Raw genomic sequence first — 15,882 nt, 5'->3', positions numbered from 1 at the left:
GGCGGCGGGCGCGGTTCCGGATTGCGCAGGGAGGATAGTGTCATGACAGAGCTGAAGATTGCGGCGGATCTGATCGCTGCCGAAAACGACAAACGCGCATCGGCGCTCAAATCCGATTACCAGGCGCTGGGCGAGAGCCTGTCGCGCCGCGGGATCGATATCGACGCGGTGACCGGAAAGGTGGCTGAATTCTTCGTCGCCGTGCCCTCCTGGGGCGTTGGCACCGGCGGCACGCGCTTTGCCCGCTTTCCGGGACAGGGCGAGCCGCGCGGCATCTTCGACAAGCTCGACGATTGTTCCGTCATCCACCAGCTGACGCGGGCAACCCCGACGGTTTCTCTGCACATTCCATGGGACAAGGCGGATGTGAAGGAATTGAAGGCCAAGGGCGATGCTCTCGGCCTCGGTTTCGACGCCATGAATTCCAACACGTTCTCCGATGCGCCGGGGCAGGCTCATTCCTACAAATACGGCTCGCTCAGCCATACGGATGCCGCAACGCGCCGGCAGGCCATCGAGCACAATCTCGAATGCATCGAGATCGGCAGGGCGATCGGCTCGAAGGCGCTCACCGTGTGGATCGGCGACGGCTCGAATTTCCCGGGCCAGAGCCACTTCACCAGGAGCTTCGAACGTTATCTCGTCGCCATGGCGGAGATCTACAAGGCGTTGCCGGACGACTGGCGGCTCTTTTCCGAACACAAGATGTACGAGCCGGCCTTCTATTCGACGGTGGTGCAGGACTGGGGCACGAACTACCTGATCGCCAATACGCTGGGGCCGAAGGCCTTCTGCCTCGTCGATCTCGGCCATCATGCGCCGAACACCAATATCGAGATGATCGTCGCGCGCCTGATCCAGTTCGGCAAGCTCGGCGGCTTCCATTTCAACGACTCGAAATATGGCGACGACGACCTGGATGCCGGTGCGATCGAGCCGTACCGTCTGTTCCTCGTCTTCAACGAACTGGTCGACGCGGAGCATCGTGACGTGACGGGCTTCCATCCCGCTCATATGATCGACCAGTCGCATAACGTGACCGATCCGATCGAAAGCCTGATTTCGAGCGCCAACGAAATCCGCCGCGCCTATGCGCAGGCGCTGCTGGTCGATCGCAACGCGCTCGACGGCTACCAGCAGGAGAACGATGCGCTGATGGCGTCGGAGACGCTGAAGCGCGCCTATCGCACCGATGTCGAACCGATTCTGGCGGCGGCCCGGCAGCGCGCCGGTGGTGCGATCGATCCTGTCGCGACCTATCGGGCCAGCGGTTATCGCAGGAAAGTTGCACGTGAGCGGCCAGCCTCTTCCGCAGGTGGCGGCGGTATCGTCTGACGAAGCCGGCCACGCTTCCGGTCCTGTCCGGCATGGGGCTGGAAGCGCATGAAATTGTGCAAAAAAGCCTTTCCGGCCGGCAGATTAATCGTTCCTTGATTAAGGTGGACTAATATGGGTCCGATGCAGGTTCATGCCTGTCCTGTACGGAATCATGCAGGTCCCATAGATGCAGAGTATACGCCCCCGGTCATCTCGCTCCGCCCTTTTCGTCATCGCCGCCGTAACCGGATTCTTCATAGCGGTGGGCTCTATTCTCGCAATCCTCGTCACCATCGCGGTGAGGGACATGACCGAGGCGGCGACCACGATCGACGATACGCGCGCGTCCCATGCGGCGGCCGCGGCGGTGGAGGCGCTCCGGAGCCGCCTTCGGGCCACCGTCAGGGACAATGCGGTCTGGGACGATGCCTACAAGGCTATCGGGTCCGAGGGAGGCAAGGACTGGGCCTACGAAAACTGGGGAAAGACTTCGGAGGACTATCCTCTTTATGACATCGCCGTCGTGCTTGCGCCGGACCGCACCGTGCTCAGCGCCTACAAGAAGGGGCAGGAATTCGATCCCGTCGGTTATTTCGGCGAAGCGCTTTTCGGGCTCGCGGCAAAGGCAGGCGAAGCGGGGCAGGATACGGTTTCGGCATTTGCCGCGGCCGCCGACGAAACGGCACTGCTTGGAGCGGGCTCCATCCAACCGTATGACGAAAAGCCTGCAAGCCCGCAGGCGTTCAGCACGCTTATTCTTGCCAAGATACTGACCGCCGAAGCGGTGGCCGAAATCGACGAGACTTTCGATCTCGGAGATTTGAGGCTTGTTTCCTCACCGGCTTCCGCCCGCCTGAGCACGCCGCTTCCAGGCATGGATGGAAGAGCCGTTTCCTTTCTTGAATGGCCCAGCCGGGACCCCGGCTCCAGAATCTACCAGGAAGTTCGCACCTATCTGTTTGCGGCGGCGCTCATCCTGGTTGGTTTCTTCATCGCCATCGTCGTGATCGGGGTCCTCTCCGCCCGGGATTTCAAGCGGTCAGCGCAGCGGGCTCATCAAAAGGCCATTCACGATCCACTCAGTTCGCTTCTCAACCGTGCCGGCTTCCTTGAAAAGCTGGAGGAGCGGCTGGCCCGCGATGCGGAGATGGATCTCTATCTTCTCGATCTGGACGGGTTCAAGGAAGTCAACGATGCCTGGGGGCATGCTGTCGGCGATGAGCTGATCAAGCTCGTTGCAGCCCGGGTCGAGGGACTTCTTCCATCCGGCGCGCTGTTTGCGCGTCTTGGGGGCGACGAATTCGCGGTGGCGGTTGGCAAGGGAGCGGACGGCGCGCTTTCCGAATCGATATTGAAGAACCTGGCGATGCCTTTCGCCATCGGCGGCAGAACGATCGAGATCGGGGTGAGCATCGGTCTCGTGACGACGGAGGCCGCCGTCACGGACACTCTCGAATTTCTCCGCCGGGCCGACATGGCTCTCTATCGGGCAAAGGAGAACGGAAGGGGGCAGGCCGTCAGGTATGAGGCGGACCTTGACCTGGAGCGCGAATACCGGAGCCGCCTGGAGGAAGAACTGCGGCTGGCGATCGCGTCGGAAAACATCCACCTCGCCTATCAGCCGCTGGTCGACGCGGCCACCGGAGAACTGAAGGGGGTCGAGGCGCTTGCCCGCTGGACGACGGAAAGAGGCCCCGTCAGCCCGGAGGTCTTCATCCCGATCGCCGAGCGGGCCGGTTTGATCGACGACCTTGGCATGGGCGTGCTTTCCGCGGCGATCGACAATATCGGGCGGTGGGGAGATATCGCCGTTTCGGTCAATGTCTCGCCGGTCCAGCTCAAGAATCCGAACTTCGCCGCAGATGTCACGGCGCTTCTGAGCACGAAATCCTTCGATCCCGCCCGGCTGACGCTGGAAATTACCGAAGGGGTCCTGATGTCCAGTCCCGAGCAGTCGAAGCGCTCGATCGCCAGCCTGAAGGCGATCGGCGTCAAGTTCGCCCTGGACGATTTCGGTTGCGGATATGCCAGCATCGGGGCGTTGCGCGAATTCGGCTTCGACCGCATGAAGATCGATCGTTCGCTGGTGATGGCGATCGACAACGAGCGGGGCGCGAAGGTTCTCGCCGCGACGATTTCCCTTGCCAATGCGCTGAATATTCCCGTCACGGCCGAAGGCGTCGAAACACCCGCGCAAGCCAAGGTTCTCAAGCTTTCCGGTTGCGATCAGCTGCAAGGCTACCTCGTCGGCCGGCCCATGGCTGCCGTCGATATTGAGGAAAAGTTCATCGTCACCGCAGCCTGAGCCGCGCGGGCGGTTGCGCCGCCGACGGTGCGGCCGGGAACTCCCGGCGTTTATCCTGGTTACTCCTTTCAAAGAGAGGATTTCCCATGGGTATGAAATCACCGAAGAATGGCACACCCGGCACGACCGATCAGTCTCCCCGCTGGGAAGGGCCTCGGGAAAATTCGCCGCGCGGATATCTGCGGGCCAGGGATGATCCAGATCGTGACAGGGATGCCCGTGGCGAAAACAACCGGGACCCATCCCGCGAAAAGCTTTCCGATGCCGGCAAGGCCAAGGGAGATTGAAATGAAGGAAAGCCATTCGGAAAAGGGGCCGCGCAGCGATGCGAAGGGGCAGTTCGCCAGATCGCAGGCAAACAGAAAAAGCAGCGGTGTCCATAGCGCGAAGCCGACCGTCATCCCCGGGTCGGAGGATGCGACGGCACACCGCACCCCGCCGGGGAAGAAAGGGCCTAAAAAGGACTGGAGCCTGAATTACGACCCTGCCGGAATGAACGAGAGTCAGGACCGCGGCTCGCGGTAACGGCTGTTCCCATGCCATCGGCTCGTTTTTGAATTCCAGTACCTCTCCTGATAATCCCGCTTCGGGGAGGGGCTATCGCTTGGCGGCTGCGAGCCGTATTTCATCGTGCGGGTGCGTGGATTGCGGAGCCGATGACCGTCTGTCGAGTAGCGTTTCGGCATAGGCCATCATCAGCGGCCCGACGCCCTTGATGTCGTCGGGGCGGATTTCCTCCGAGAGGTAATATTCCACCGTCCCATCCCGATACCGGCCGTTGAAACCGCCGAGACCCGCCACGCAGCAGATATTGTGGAGCTTCAGGGTGCCGTCCGCGGCGGGTCGCAACTCTTCGCTGACCAGGGATCGCAGAGCCGCCCGGCCCGCCTGGGCATAGGAATTCGGACCGCCCAGGCGTCCGAGTTTTTGCAGGAAATAGGAAAACATCGCGGTAGCGGAGCTTTCGGGATAGTTCCGGCTTTCATCCGGCCGGTCGATGACCTGAAGCCAGCGATGATCCGCCGTCCGGAGATCGAGCAGGCGGGAGGCCAGCGCGGAGGAACGGCCGGCAAGATCGAGCCGTGCCGGCCCATGCGGCAGGTTTTCGATGATATCGACGAAGGCCATGGCGAGCCAGCCGATCGATCGTCCCCAATGGGCCCGGGAAAGGCCACTGCTTGCATCCGCCCAGGGCTGCTGGCGGGCTTCGTCGTAACCGTGACGGTAGAGGTCCGCGTCCCGGTCGTAGGTCAGATCGAGAGCGGCCGAGAACTGGCGGAGCACTTCATCCACCATGTCCGGGCTGGAGATGGCACGGGCATATTCCATCCGGAAGGGCAGGGCCATGTAGAGGCCATCCAGCCAGATCTGGTGCGGATAACGCAGCTTGTGCCAATAGACGTCGCTTCCGGTGCGCGGATGGGTTTCGAGCTGCCGCGCGAGGGCGGCGGCGGCGTCGAGCCAGGCGGTCTTGCCCGTCAGGCCGTGGAGAAAGACCAGCGCCCGGCCCGGCAGGATGTTGTCGATATTGAATTCTTCCATCTCATAGCCGATCAGCCGGCCTTCGGCGTCGATCTGGCCGCTCACCAGCCGGACGAGATGATCGATCCAGGACGTGTCGCCGGTCGCCTCGTAAAGCGCGATCAGGCCCCGGTAGAGACAGCCGTCTTCGTAGCACCAGGCGCCGCCCTTGTAGTACCGATAGTTGCGGACATAGGTCTCGAAGTAGTCGTGAAGCATGGGAATTCAGTCTTGGGCTGGATGGATGGAGGCGGGCGAAAGCTTCGCCAGGCGGCTGAAGACGGCGTTTTCCGCGACGATCCCGGCGTGGCGCAGCGGCGGCAGGAGGCAAGCCATTTCCGGAACCTCGGGTTCTGCGTCCGGCGCGAAGGAAACCGAATAGTTCTCCAGGGCGATGTCGCGGATCACCGCTTCCGGCAGGCCGTAGAAGACGGCGGCGGCCGTGCGGGCGCCGGAAACGGTAACGTTCCTGACGGAGATGGACCGGATGTTCGGCGTCTCGGCGGAAACGGGGTGCGGTGAGCGGGACTGGACATAGTCGGAGCGGCCGTCGGCGTCGCAGAAATAAAAGGAGTTGACTGCCACGGGGGTCGCCACGTCCTCCATCAGGCAATCGGCGATGCGGATGTCCGATACGGTGCCGCCGCGTCCCCTGCGGGTCTTGATGCGCAGTCCACGGTCCGTGCCCTTGAAGTGGCAGTGGCTGATCGCAATGTCGTGTACGCCGCCACTCATCTCGCTGCCGATGACGATCGCACCATGGCCGCGCTCCATCAGGCAGTTGGAAATGCGGACATCTTCCGTGGGACGGCCAGGTCCGCCATCCGGACTGCGCTTGCCGGCCTTCAGGGCGATGCAATCGTCGCCGACCGATATGTGCAGGCCGGCAAGGTGCATGTCGGAACTGCTTTCCGGGTTGAACCCGTCCGTATTCGGCGAATCCGGGGCGTTCCGGATAGTCAGGTCCGCGGCAAGCAGCCCTCTGCAGAGAACGGGATGGACCGTCCAGGATGGCGAGTTGCGGATCGTGAGGCCGGTCAGCGTCACATCCTCGCATCCGGACAGGAAAAGAGTGCGGGCGCGGCGGGCGTTGTCGCGTGTTTCCTTCGGCCACGACCACCAGTCGCCCCGGTCGCCGCCGCCGTCGACGATGCCTTCTCCCGCGATGGAGAGATTGCGGCAATCGATGGCGTTGATCAGGCTGGCGTAACAGGCTTCCGCGACGCCTTCCCAGGTGCCCAGCACCCTGCCGTCCGGATGGCGTGCCGGCAGGATCGGAAAACCCCGGCGATCCGAAACGGCAGCGAACTCGGCACCCTTTCCGATCAGCAACGCCATGTCGCTCTTGAGGAAAACCGGGCCGGAAAGCCATCGCCCCGCGGGTATCCACAATGTGCCGCCGGCGGGCAGGGCTTCGATTGCGCTCTGGATCGCCCTGGCATTGTCTTCCGCATCCGGCGAGGCGCCGAAATCGCGAATATCCAGAAGAGCGGCTTCCTTGCCGGTGCAAAACCCGAGCCGGGCATCGCCTGTTTCCAGGCGATAGGGGCAGCCCGGCTCGAGACCGTGAATCGTGAAGACGACCTTCGACGTCATCCCCTCGGTTACGATGCCGCCATCGCCTTTCCGGACCTGCCAGGCGAGTGCATCGGCCCGGTCATGCAGATACCTGTCGGCATCGACGCTGAAGGTGGCGCTGCGCGATCCGGCGGTCAGGAGTTCGATGGCGGCGATCGGCACGGCGTTCAGATCCCCGTCAACGCTTCGTTGATGCCGGCGACGATCTCCGCCGCACTATCCCCGGCGGATTGCTGACCGTAGGCGAAGGCCTCGAAATTGGTATCGAAGACCTCGGTGACGCGCGGGTGCTCATTCAGTGGCGAGACGCCGGGGCTCGTCGGGGTCATGACCTGCTTGTAGGCCTCCAGCTGGACCGGCTTGACCTTGCCCTCCTTGGTCAGCACGTCGAGCGCAGCCTTGCTGGAGGGGATGCCGCGCGTGGCGCCCAGAACCTTCACCGCTTCCGGATCGTTGAGCAGGCAATTGACGATCTGGGCGGCCGCTTTTGGGTCCTTGCTGTTCTTCGATATGGCGAACAGCATGGAAGGCTTGCGGTAGACGCCGTCCGTCTTTGCGCCGTCGATCGTCAGAAGCTTGACCGGGACGAGTTCCTGTCCCTTTTCCATAGGCGTGGAAATCTTGCCATAGGTGCTGTCCCACTGGTAGGTGCCGGCAATCTGGCCCTTCGCCCATTTCGGGTTTTCATGCAGCGGCGTGTTGCCGGCGGCGGCCACCTGTTTCCAGGCTTCGATGACGCCCTTGTCGACCAGCGTCTTGTAGAACTGCAGGCCCTCGATCAGCTCGTCCTCCGTCCAGGCAACCTTGTTGGTTGCGGGATCGATCAGATCCTTGCCCGTCTTCTGGGTGGTGCGCAGGATGACCACCAGCCGGGCATCGAGGGCCGCGCCTTCGAAGGGGTAATATTCCTTGCCGAGCTTTTCCTTCATCTTCGGCGCCGCGGCGATCAGGTCGTCCCAGGTTTTGGGGATCGGTATGCCGGCCTTGTCGTAGGTCGTCTTGTTGAACATGAAGACGCGTCCCGTGGTGGAGACGGGAATGCCGTTCAGCTTGCCCTTGACCGTGCCGCTGTCGAGGTCGGATTTGGTCCACTGGCCGAGATCGATGACATCCTTGTACTGGTAGAGATCGGCAAAACCGGTGCCGTTTTTCGTGAAGAGCGGCAGCCAGGGCCAGTTGATCTGCATAATGTCAGCCTCGGTCCCCCCGGCAAGCTGGGTTGCGACTTTTTCCTGATGCCCGGTCCAGCCGGTGAATTCCGGCGCGATCTTGTGGCCGAACTTGCCGCCGCAGATCTTCAGCGCTTCCTGCGTTGCAAGGTGGCGGTCGTCGCTGCCCCACCAGGACATGCGCAGGTCAGCGGCGAAGGCGGTCGACAGGCTCGTGGCGGCAAACAAGGCCGCTGTCATGATCATGGTTCTCATTTTGGCTCCTCCCAAGTTGGAACGATGAAGTTTTCAGATCGCCAGACCGATGTTTTCCCCCGTCTTGCGGTCGAACAGGTGGACCCCTTTCGGGTCGGGGCTCAGCCAGACCCAGTCGTCGCGCAACGCGCTGCGGTCGTAGGTGCTGGACGGCACGACGGCGATCAGCCGCTTCGGGCCGATATCGACGTAGAGGTAGACTTCGTGGCCCATGAACTCGATGTGGTTGAGCTTGCCCTTGAGCGTGCCGGGCGTTTGTGCGGCCGTGATACGCAAGTGCTGCGGCCGGATGCCGAGCGTGACCTCGCCGTTGCGGCCGGCCGAAAGCCGGCGGCCGAAATCGTCGCCAAGCGCAATCGTCTGGCCCGCAGCCCGGACAGCGCCAGTTCCTTCGAGTTCGCCGTCAAGAAAGTTCATTTCCGGGCTGCCGATGAATCCGGCGACGAAGGTGTTGGCGGGGCGGCTGTAAAGCGTCACCGGGTCGGCCACCTGCATGATATGGCCGTCCTTCATGACGCAGATGCGGTCGCCCATGGTCATGGCTTCCGTCTGATCGTGGGTCACGTAGATGACTGTCGCCTGCTGGTCCTCGGCCTTCAGCCGCTTGTGCAGGTCGGTGATGCGCACGCGCATGGAGGCGCGCAGTTTCGCATCGAGGTTCGACAGCGGTTCGTCGAACAGGAAGACCTGCGGTTTCTTGATCAGCGCGCGGCCGACCGCCACACGCTGGGCCTGGCCGCCGGAAAGCTGCTTCGGCAGGCGGTCCAGCAGCGGCTCGATTTCGAGCATGCCGGAGACATGGCCCGTCGCCCTGTCGATTTCCTCGGACGAGCGACGCTTGAGCCGCATGCTGAAGGAAAGGTTCTTGCGCACCTTCATATGCGGATAGAGCGCATAGTTCTGGAAGACCATGGAAATGCCCCGGTCACCCGGCGACTTGTCGTTGACCAGCTCACCGCCGATGCGGATCTCGCCGCCGGTGACCCGTTCGAGGCCGGCGATCATGCGCAAGGTGGTCGATTTGGCGCAGCCGGAGGGGCCGACAAGCACCATGAACTCGCCGTCCTCGACATCGAGGTTGATGCCGTGCACCGCGCGGAACGAACCGTAGTCCTTTTCCAGGTTTCTCAATTGGAGACGGGCCATGACGATTATCCCTTGATGCCGCCGGACGAGATGCCGTCGATGAAATATTTCTGGGCGAGGAAGAAGACCGCGAGCGCCGGGGTCAGCGCGAGCACGGACATGGCCAGCACGCGGTTCCACTCGAATGCCTCGGTCGTGTCGATGGAGAGTTTCAACGCCAGCGAGACGGGGTACTTGTCGACCGACGAGATGTAGATCAGCGGGCCGAGGAAATCGTTCATCGTCCACATGAACTGGAAGAGGCAGACGGAGATCAGCGCCGGCATCAGCAGCGGCACGACGATGAAGATCAGCGTCTGCCAGGTCGTGGCGCCATCGACGCGGGCCGCCTCCTCCATGTCGCGCGGGATGGCCCGCAGGAACTGCACCAGCATGAAGACGAAGAAGGCATCTCCCGCAAAGGCGGAGGGCACCCAGAGCGGAAGGAAACTGTCCAGCCAGCCGAGATCGCGGAAGAGCAGGTATTGCGGAATCCGGGTGACGACGTTGGGCAGGAGCAGGGTCGCGATCAGCGACGCGAAGAGCAATTTCTTGAACGGGAATTCGAACCGGGCGAAGCCATAGGCGACCGCCGTGCAGGAAATGGCCGTGCCGATGACCTTCGGGATAACGATCCAGAGCGTGTTCAGGAAGAAAGTGCCGAACGAATAGGGCGTCGAGGTCCGCCATCCCTTGATGTAGCCGTCGAGCGTCGGGTTTTCGGGCCAGAAGCCCGGATTGGAGAAGATCTCCGAATTCGTCTTGAAGGATGCGCCGATCAGCCAGATCAGCGGGTAGAGCATCAGGAGGCCGACACCGGCAAGCAGGATGTAGCGCATTGCAACGCCGGTCCGATGGCGGCGCATCTCCTTCGAGCGGACGCGGTCCACGTCTCGGGCAGCGGGGGTGTTTTGGGAGAGGATATGATCGGCCAAGGTCAGCTCCTCTTGTCGCCGGCGTAGTAGACCCAGTGGCGCGACGACCAGAAGGCGATGAGGGTGAGCGCCATGATGATGACGAAAAGGACCCAGGCGATTGCGGACGCATAGCCCATGTCGAAGCGCTTGAAGGCTTCGTCGTAGATGTAGATCGGCAGGAGATAGGTGGATTTCAGCGGGCCGCCCTGGGTGATGATATAGGGGCCGTTGAATTCCTGGAAGGCCTGGACCATTTGCATGATCAGGTTGAAGAAGATGACGGGTGTGATCAGCGGCAGGGTGATGTGGACGAAGCTCTTCCATTTTCCTGCGCCGTCGATCGAGGCCGCTTCGTAAAGCGTCCTGTCGATGCTTTGGAGCGCGGCGAGGAATATGACCATGGCGGAACCGAACTGCCACAGCCGCAGCAGGGTGATGGTGAAGAGCGCGTTCGTCGGGTCGCCGAACCAGTTGACGGATTCGAAGCCGAGCAGGTTCAAGCCCATGTTGACGAGGCCGACATCGGCGAAGATGTAGCGCCAGAGCACGGCGATGGCGATCGAACCACCGAGGATGGACGGCACGTAATAGGCCGTCCTGAACACGTTGATGAACTTCAGCTTGTAGTTCAGGATCACCGCCATGAAGAGCGCGAAGGCGAGCTTCAGCGGCACCGTGGTGAAGACGTAGGCCAGCGTCACCCAGAGCGATTTGCGGAAGGTGCGGTCGTTGGTGAAGAGCTTGATATAGTTTGCCAGGCCGGTGAAAACCGGCTCGTCCATCAGGTTGTAGCTCGTGAAGCTCAGATAGAGCGACGCGAGGAAGGGCAGGGCCGTGAAGATCAGCAGCCCGATGATGTAGGGCGACAGGTAAAAGAGACCCAGGAACCGGCTGTCTCCGCTCATGCCGCCTTCCCCAATCTGGCCAGTGCTTCCGGCAGCCGGTGAGTGGTCGCCGCCACCATGTCGCGGAACATCTGCGCCGCGCGATCGAGGCCGATCGGCGAGACCAGCGGATCGGAGAGGAAAAGCGGCAGCAGCGCCGCGCTGTCACGGGCAAGTACCGCTTCGACCAGCGCCGTCTGCCGTTCCGCGTGGGGCCGGACGATCACTTCCAGCGCTGCCGGCAGTCGTCCGGCATGGACCGGCTGGATGCCGAGGCCGCTGAAGCGGGCATTCGTTTCGACGATGGCGCCGGGCGGCAGGCCCTGCATCTGGCCGATGTTCGGCAGATTGACATTGCCGACATGCTCCGGCCCGCCCGTCAGCGCCTTGATCTGTTCGACGATCGCCTCTTCGGAAGGGGCAGGCGGGGGCAGCGCCGCGCCGGTATCGAGGGCCGCTGCGGCCGCCTGCTTCTCGGTGCGTTCCCGAATGCGGTATTCAACCGGCGTCAGACCGAATTTCCACCTTTCGTTTTCGTCCAGGTACCAGCTCTGCGGCACGAATTCCGCCAGGTGCCGGTCGCCGGCGGCACCCGCCACGCCGAAACGGCAGGCAAGATCGAATTTCACGCGGTTCATGTCCTCGAAATAGCGGACATGTTCGTCGGCGGGGTCGATCGGGTTTTCGCGCCAGCCATCGGCGTGATGTTCGCGGGCGAAGGCCATGTATTCGGTCATCATGTCCATGCCGCCGGCGGAAGCGGCATCCACGAAGGTGAAGTGGTTGATACCGAGCACGTTGACTTTCACATCCCGGTAGCCGAACGCGACTTCGCCGCGGCGACGGTTGGCTAGAAAGGCGAGAAGCTTGCGGATCTTGATGACCTCGTGGCACGATCCCCAGGCCCGGATTTCCGGGAAGACCTTGTAGAGAGCGCCGGTCAGCACCGACATCGGGTTGGTGAGGTTGCAGACATAGGCCTTCGGGCAGAACGTGCCGATAGCCGCCGCGATCTCGGCGAGTTCCGGAATGGCGCGCAAGGCGCGAATGAAGCCGCCGGGGCCGACCGTGTCGCCGACCGACTGGCGGATGCCGTAACGCTCCGGAATGGCGATATCGTGCGCCATGTCGTCGAAGCTGCCGGGCAGGATCGAAATGATGACGAAATCGGCGCCGGTCAGCGCAGCCTTCAGGCTGGGTTCGGCCGTATAGCGCAGGCGTTCCGTCTGGTCCGCCCGGCCGGCATAGCGCATGCCGATGCGGGCATTGCGTTCGGCTGCGGCCTGATCGAGGTCGAAAAGCCTGATATGCGCGGCGATCGTTCCGTCGAAAGCCAGGTCGCCCATGAGCTTCGTCGCCCAGTTGAGCGAACCGCCGCCGATATAAGCGATATCGAACGAAGAGATACTTCCCTTATTGTGCATCGCAATGTTGGCGTTTTCAAAAGCGGAATCGTCCTGATGGTTTCAGGTTTCCGCGGATGAACCGCCATTTCCTCCCATTCTTGCCTTCCGGCGTGTTGAGGCCTCAGCTCCCGTGCTGATACTCTCACGCCTTACAGGAGATCAAATCGACAAATTCGGGGAAAAGGATGGACAAAATCGAAGGTAGCGTTCTGGCGGGCGTTCCGATGGGCGCAGTGGCCCTGACGCTCACGCGTTCAACCATAAGGATGCAGCACGCGCATACCTGGAGTGTCGACAAGTCGAACAGCGTGCATGACCTCGTCGTCTGCCTGACAGGATCGGCGAACTACGAGGTGGAGGGGAAGACGATAGGCATGGAACCGGGCCGGGCAATGCTTCTGCCCGCGGAGACGCATTTCGTCGGCTATTCGACCTCGAAGGAGCCCTATACCGGGATCGCGCAGCACTTCACGCTCGATCTTTTCGGCCGGCTGGACCTAATTTCCCAAATGAACCTGAAACGATCCGTCACGCTGGCCCGCTGGGACATGATGGAGCCGCTGACCCGGTACTACCACGACAACTCGCCGCCCTATTCGACCACTCTACTGCAGCATCATCTTTTCATGTTCCTGCTGATCGAGTTCATCGAGCAGGCGCATGTCGGCTGGCGGGAGCAGTCGGTCGGCAATGTCAACAATCCCGATGCGCTTTCGTTTTCCATCATGGTCGCGGCCAGCCAGATCGCCGCCGATCCGTTGAACGGGGGGATCGTTGAGCGGGCACTGAATGCGGCTCCCTACAACGCCGATTATTTCAAACGCGAGTTCCGCAAACGGGTCGGCTGGACGCCGGACAAATTCCAGGAATTCAAGCGGATGGAGAGAGCCATGGGGCTGATGGCCGGCGGCTGCAGCGTCAAGCGCGCTGCGGAACTTTCCGGTTATTCCGACGCCTATTACTTCTCGCGCATGTTCAAGCGCTATATCGGCATCAGCCCGCTCGGCTACCGGCAATCGGAGAAAAGCAACCGCGAGGGCGCGTTCCCGCGCGGCGAGGAAGACGGGCAGCTCCTCTATCCCCTGACGCGGTGAAACCCGGTCTGCGCCGGCAATGCTTCCCGTCGAGGAAACATTTGCGGCTTCTGCGGGTTCGCATGTCGCGGGCTATTTCTTTGCGAGGACATTCCGATGAACATGACGCGACGTACCGTTCTGGCTGCCAGTGCCGCGACCGCTGCCGCAGCCGTTTTCCCAAGGCCGAACATCGCCCGGGCGGCGCTGCCGTTGGCGCAGCCCGCCTTGCCTTTCAAGGAGGATGCCCTGGCTCCGGCCATTTCGGCGAGGACCGTCTCGCTTCACTACGGCAAGCATCACAAGGCCTATTTCGACAAGCTCAACCAGCTTGCGGGCGGCACCCGTTATGCCGACATGGATCTCGCCGGCATCGTCAAGGCGTCCGCGGGCTCCAAAGCCGATGCCAAGATTTTCAACAATGCCGCCCAGGCCTGGAACCATGTCGCCTATTGGGAGCAGTTCACGCCCGGCGGTCCGGCCAGGCCCGACGGCGACCTTGCCGGAATGATCGACGCTGCGTTCGGCGGTTATGACGGTTTTGTCGACAAGGCCGTGGCTGTGTCGGACGAGGTGTTCGGTACGGGCTGGGTCTGGCTGACGCGCGACGACCGGAACGAACTCGCCCTGGTCGGCTACGAGGACGCCAACAACCCGGTAGCCGTCGGGCGTCCTGCCTATCTCGGCATCGATATCTGGGAGCATGCATATTATCTCGACTATGAAAACCGCAAGCCGGAGCATATCCGGGCCGTATTGGACAAGCTGGTGAACTGGCGCGTCGTTGCGGACCGGATCGGCGACTGATCAAAAAACGACAAAAAATCGAGATTTACCATAAACTTCGCCGGAATAAGGCGGTTCCATTTCCGCGAATTTGCGCTATCTGCTCATCACGGGGGCTTTTGCTGAAAGGCGGCCATGATAGCGGCGGATTGGGACACGGGATCGGCGCGAGCGGATATATGTATCGTAGGCGCCGGACCTGTCGGTTTGGCGCTGGCTTTCAAGCTGGAGGAGCTGGGTTTCACCGTCACCCTCCTGGAAATGGGCACCGGTGAAACTGGCGGTGATGGCGGCGCTACGGGCGATATCGAATTCAAGAACGGCCATCATGCCTCTTCGCCGGCCATGTCCCGTCCGGGGATCGGCGGCGCTTCGGCTCTCTGGGGTGGCCGCTGCGTCGAGTTCGACGACATCGATTTCGACAAGCGTGGCCATGTGCCTTTTTCCGGCTGGCCGATCTCCCACGACGAGCTCCGCCGCCACTATCCAGAGGCGCTGGCATTCCTCAACTGCAATGCGGGAGACGTGCAACTGGACGAGATCGGCATTGCGGATGGCACGATCGGGACACAGGCGCTGGAACGCTGGAGCAGATATCCCGATCTCGGGCCCATATGCACCGAACGCCTGCAGGCTTCCCGTCATATCCGTTTTCTCAACGGCACGGTTAGGCGCGTCGTGGTCGACCCTTCCGGGGAGCGGATCGAGGCTCTTGTCGCACATCACGGGGCAAAGCAGATCGAGGTGACGGCGCGGGCTTTCGTCCTGGCCGGCGGGGGGCTCGAGAATGCGCGTCTGCTGTTTTCCCTGCCGCGGGACCATCCCCGCATTGCCGAGGGTTCGAGTGACCCGCTCGGACGTTTCTATCAGGGGCATCTGACCGGCTATATCGCCGTACTCGAATTCGACAAGCCTGAAATGGCGAAGCAATTTGCGTTCCAGATGGACCGCCAGGGTTATATCTTCCGCCGGAGGCTCCAGATCGAGCCGGCGGTGCAAACGCAGGAAAAGCTTCTCAACTGCGTATTCTGGCTGGACCCGATCTCGGTCGCCGATCCCGTGCACGGTTCGGGCGCACTCTCGTCCATCTATCTGTTCCTCAGAACCTTCGGGCTCTATCGCCGTCTTTCGAACGGGCTGGCGCCGACGTCGCGAGGCTCGCAGAACATCAGCCGGAAGCAGCATTGGCAGAATATCCACGCCGATCGCCGCTTGCTTCCGGATGTTCTTCTCTCGCTGCGAAACCTTCTGGAACGGCGGCTCGATCGCTGGCGCATGCTGATGAATCCGAAAGGGCGCTATCTGCTGCGTTATCACGCGGAGCAGATCCCCAATCCCGACAGCAGGGTCTCGCTGCAGCCGCAGGATGGGCAGGTTCCACGCCCTGCGCTCGCCGTCGACTACCGGGTGGTCGACCAGGACCTAGGCCGTAGCGACGAATTAACTATTTGAGCCAGATGGCGATAGCGGCGATTTTGACGAAGCCCATGAAGTTTGCGAGCAGCTTGTCGTATCGTGTGGCGACACGTCGGAATTGTTTGAGCTT

The 15,882-nt window shown here is 62.0% G+C and carries 14 protein-coding genes and 1 pseudogene; 7 read left to right on the top strand and 8 right to left on the bottom strand.

Annotated elements, in window-relative coordinates; genetic code table 11:
• Window positions 1-42 precede the first annotated feature (42 nt).
• The 4 genes from rhaI to ACFFP0_RS26200 all read left to right on the top strand — a co-directional run bounded on the left by rhaI (window position 43) and on the right by ACFFP0_RS26200 (window position 4,147).
• On the top strand, window positions 43-1,335 hold the full coding sequence (gene rhaI / locus ACFFP0_RS26215) for an L-rhamnose catabolism isomerase (protein WP_377265159.1): 1,293 nt from the start codon (window positions 43-45) through the stop codon (window positions 1,333-1,335).
• A 169-nt stretch (window positions 1,336-1,504) separates the two neighbouring features.
• Window positions 1,505-3,622 (top strand): bifunctional diguanylate cyclase/phosphodiesterase, encoded by a 2,118-nt coding sequence (locus ACFFP0_RS26210; RefSeq protein WP_377265158.1) that lies wholly within the window; start codon window positions 1,505-1,507, stop codon window positions 3,620-3,622.
• A gap of 86 nt (window positions 3,623-3,708) precedes the next feature.
• Window positions 3,709-3,909: a hypothetical protein gene (locus tag ACFFP0_RS26205; protein WP_377265157.1), complete on the top strand. Its 201-nt coding sequence runs from the start codon at window positions 3,709-3,711 to the stop codon at window positions 3,907-3,909.
• 1 nt (window position 3,910) lies between these two features.
• Window positions 3,911-4,147 (top strand): hypothetical protein, encoded by a 237-nt coding sequence (locus tag ACFFP0_RS26200; protein ID WP_377265156.1) that lies wholly within the window; start codon window positions 3,911-3,913, stop codon window positions 4,145-4,147.
• A gap of 72 nt (window positions 4,148-4,219) precedes the next feature.
• On the opposite strand, the gene ACFFP0_RS26195 is transcribed toward ACFFP0_RS26200, so the two are convergent.
• The 7 genes from ACFFP0_RS26195 to ACFFP0_RS26165 all read right to left on the bottom strand — a co-directional run bounded on the left by ACFFP0_RS26195 (window position 4,220) and on the right by ACFFP0_RS26165 (window position 12,495).
• On the bottom strand, window positions 4,220-5,362 hold the full coding sequence (locus tag ACFFP0_RS26195; RefSeq protein WP_377265155.1) for a glycoside hydrolase family 88/105 protein: 1,143 nt from the start codon (window positions 5,360-5,362) through the stop codon (window positions 4,220-4,222).
• Between the two features lie 6 nt (window positions 5,363-5,368).
• A complete protein-coding gene (pglA, locus tag ACFFP0_RS26190; RefSeq protein ID WP_377265154.1) occupies window positions 5,369-6,883 on the bottom strand; it encodes a polygalacturonase PglA in 1,515 nt (504 codons plus the stop codon).
• Between the two features lie 5 nt (window positions 6,884-6,888).
• A complete protein-coding gene (locus ACFFP0_RS26185) occupies window positions 6,889-8,145 on the bottom strand; it encodes an ABC transporter substrate-binding protein (protein WP_377265153.1) in 1,257 nt (418 codons plus the stop codon).
• Between the two features lie 33 nt (window positions 8,146-8,178).
• The gene (locus ACFFP0_RS26180; protein ID WP_377265152.1) at window positions 8,179-9,291 is read right to left on the bottom strand and encodes an ABC transporter ATP-binding protein; all 1,113 of its coding nucleotides are present in this window, start codon (window positions 9,289-9,291) and stop codon (window positions 8,179-8,181) included.
• A gap of 5 nt (window positions 9,292-9,296) precedes the next feature.
• Window positions 9,297-10,136 carry a carbohydrate ABC transporter permease gene (locus ACFFP0_RS26175; protein ID WP_377265254.1) on the bottom strand — a complete coding sequence of 280 codons (840 nt, stop codon included), beginning with the start codon at window positions 10,134-10,136 and terminating at the stop codon, window positions 9,297-9,299.
• A gap of 71 nt (window positions 10,137-10,207) precedes the next feature.
• Entirely contained in the window at window positions 10,208-11,092 is an 885-nt protein-coding gene (locus ACFFP0_RS26170; RefSeq protein WP_377265151.1) for a carbohydrate ABC transporter permease, read from the bottom strand.
• Window positions 11,089-12,495: a family 4 glycosyl hydrolase gene (locus tag ACFFP0_RS26165; protein WP_377265150.1), complete on the bottom strand. Its 1,407-nt coding sequence runs from the start codon at window positions 12,493-12,495 to the stop codon at window positions 11,089-11,091. The genes ACFFP0_RS26170 and ACFFP0_RS26165 overlap by 4 nt, the downstream gene beginning before the upstream one ends.
• Before the next feature lie 167 nt (window positions 12,496-12,662).
• Between ACFFP0_RS26165 and ACFFP0_RS26160 the strand changes: the two genes are divergently transcribed.
• The 3 genes from ACFFP0_RS26160 (at window position 12,663) to ACFFP0_RS26150 (ending at window position 15,788) form a co-directional block, all read left to right on the top strand.
• Complete coding sequence (locus ACFFP0_RS26160) at window positions 12,663-13,571, top strand: AraC family transcriptional regulator (protein ID WP_377265149.1); 909 nt, start codon at window positions 12,663-12,665, stop codon at window positions 13,569-13,571.
• A gap of 96 nt (window positions 13,572-13,667) precedes the next feature.
• Window positions 13,668-14,357: a superoxide dismutase gene (locus tag ACFFP0_RS26155; protein WP_377265148.1), complete on the top strand. Its 690-nt coding sequence runs from the start codon at window positions 13,668-13,670 to the stop codon at window positions 14,355-14,357.
• 114 nt (window positions 14,358-14,471) lie between these two features.
• Window positions 14,472-15,788, top strand: coding sequence for an FAD-dependent oxidoreductase (locus ACFFP0_RS26150; protein WP_377265147.1), 1,317 nt, complete (start codon window positions 14,472-14,474; stop codon window positions 15,786-15,788).
• Here the strand turns inward: ACFFP0_RS26150 and ACFFP0_RS26145 are convergent.
• Window positions 15,781-15,882, bottom strand: a pseudogene (locus ACFFP0_RS26145) (IS5/IS1182 family transposase); the annotation flags it as partial. The gene ACFFP0_RS26150 and the pseudogene ACFFP0_RS26145 sit on opposite strands and share 8 nt — an antisense overlap.

This window comes from Neorhizobium puerariae (genome assembly GCF_042429745.1).
GTDB classification, from domain to species: domain Bacteria; phylum Pseudomonadota; class Alphaproteobacteria; order Rhizobiales; family Rhizobiaceae; genus Neorhizobium; species Neorhizobium puerariae.
Note: the sequence above shows the minus strand (reverse complement) of the source record. Positions and strands in the feature narration are given on the sequence as shown.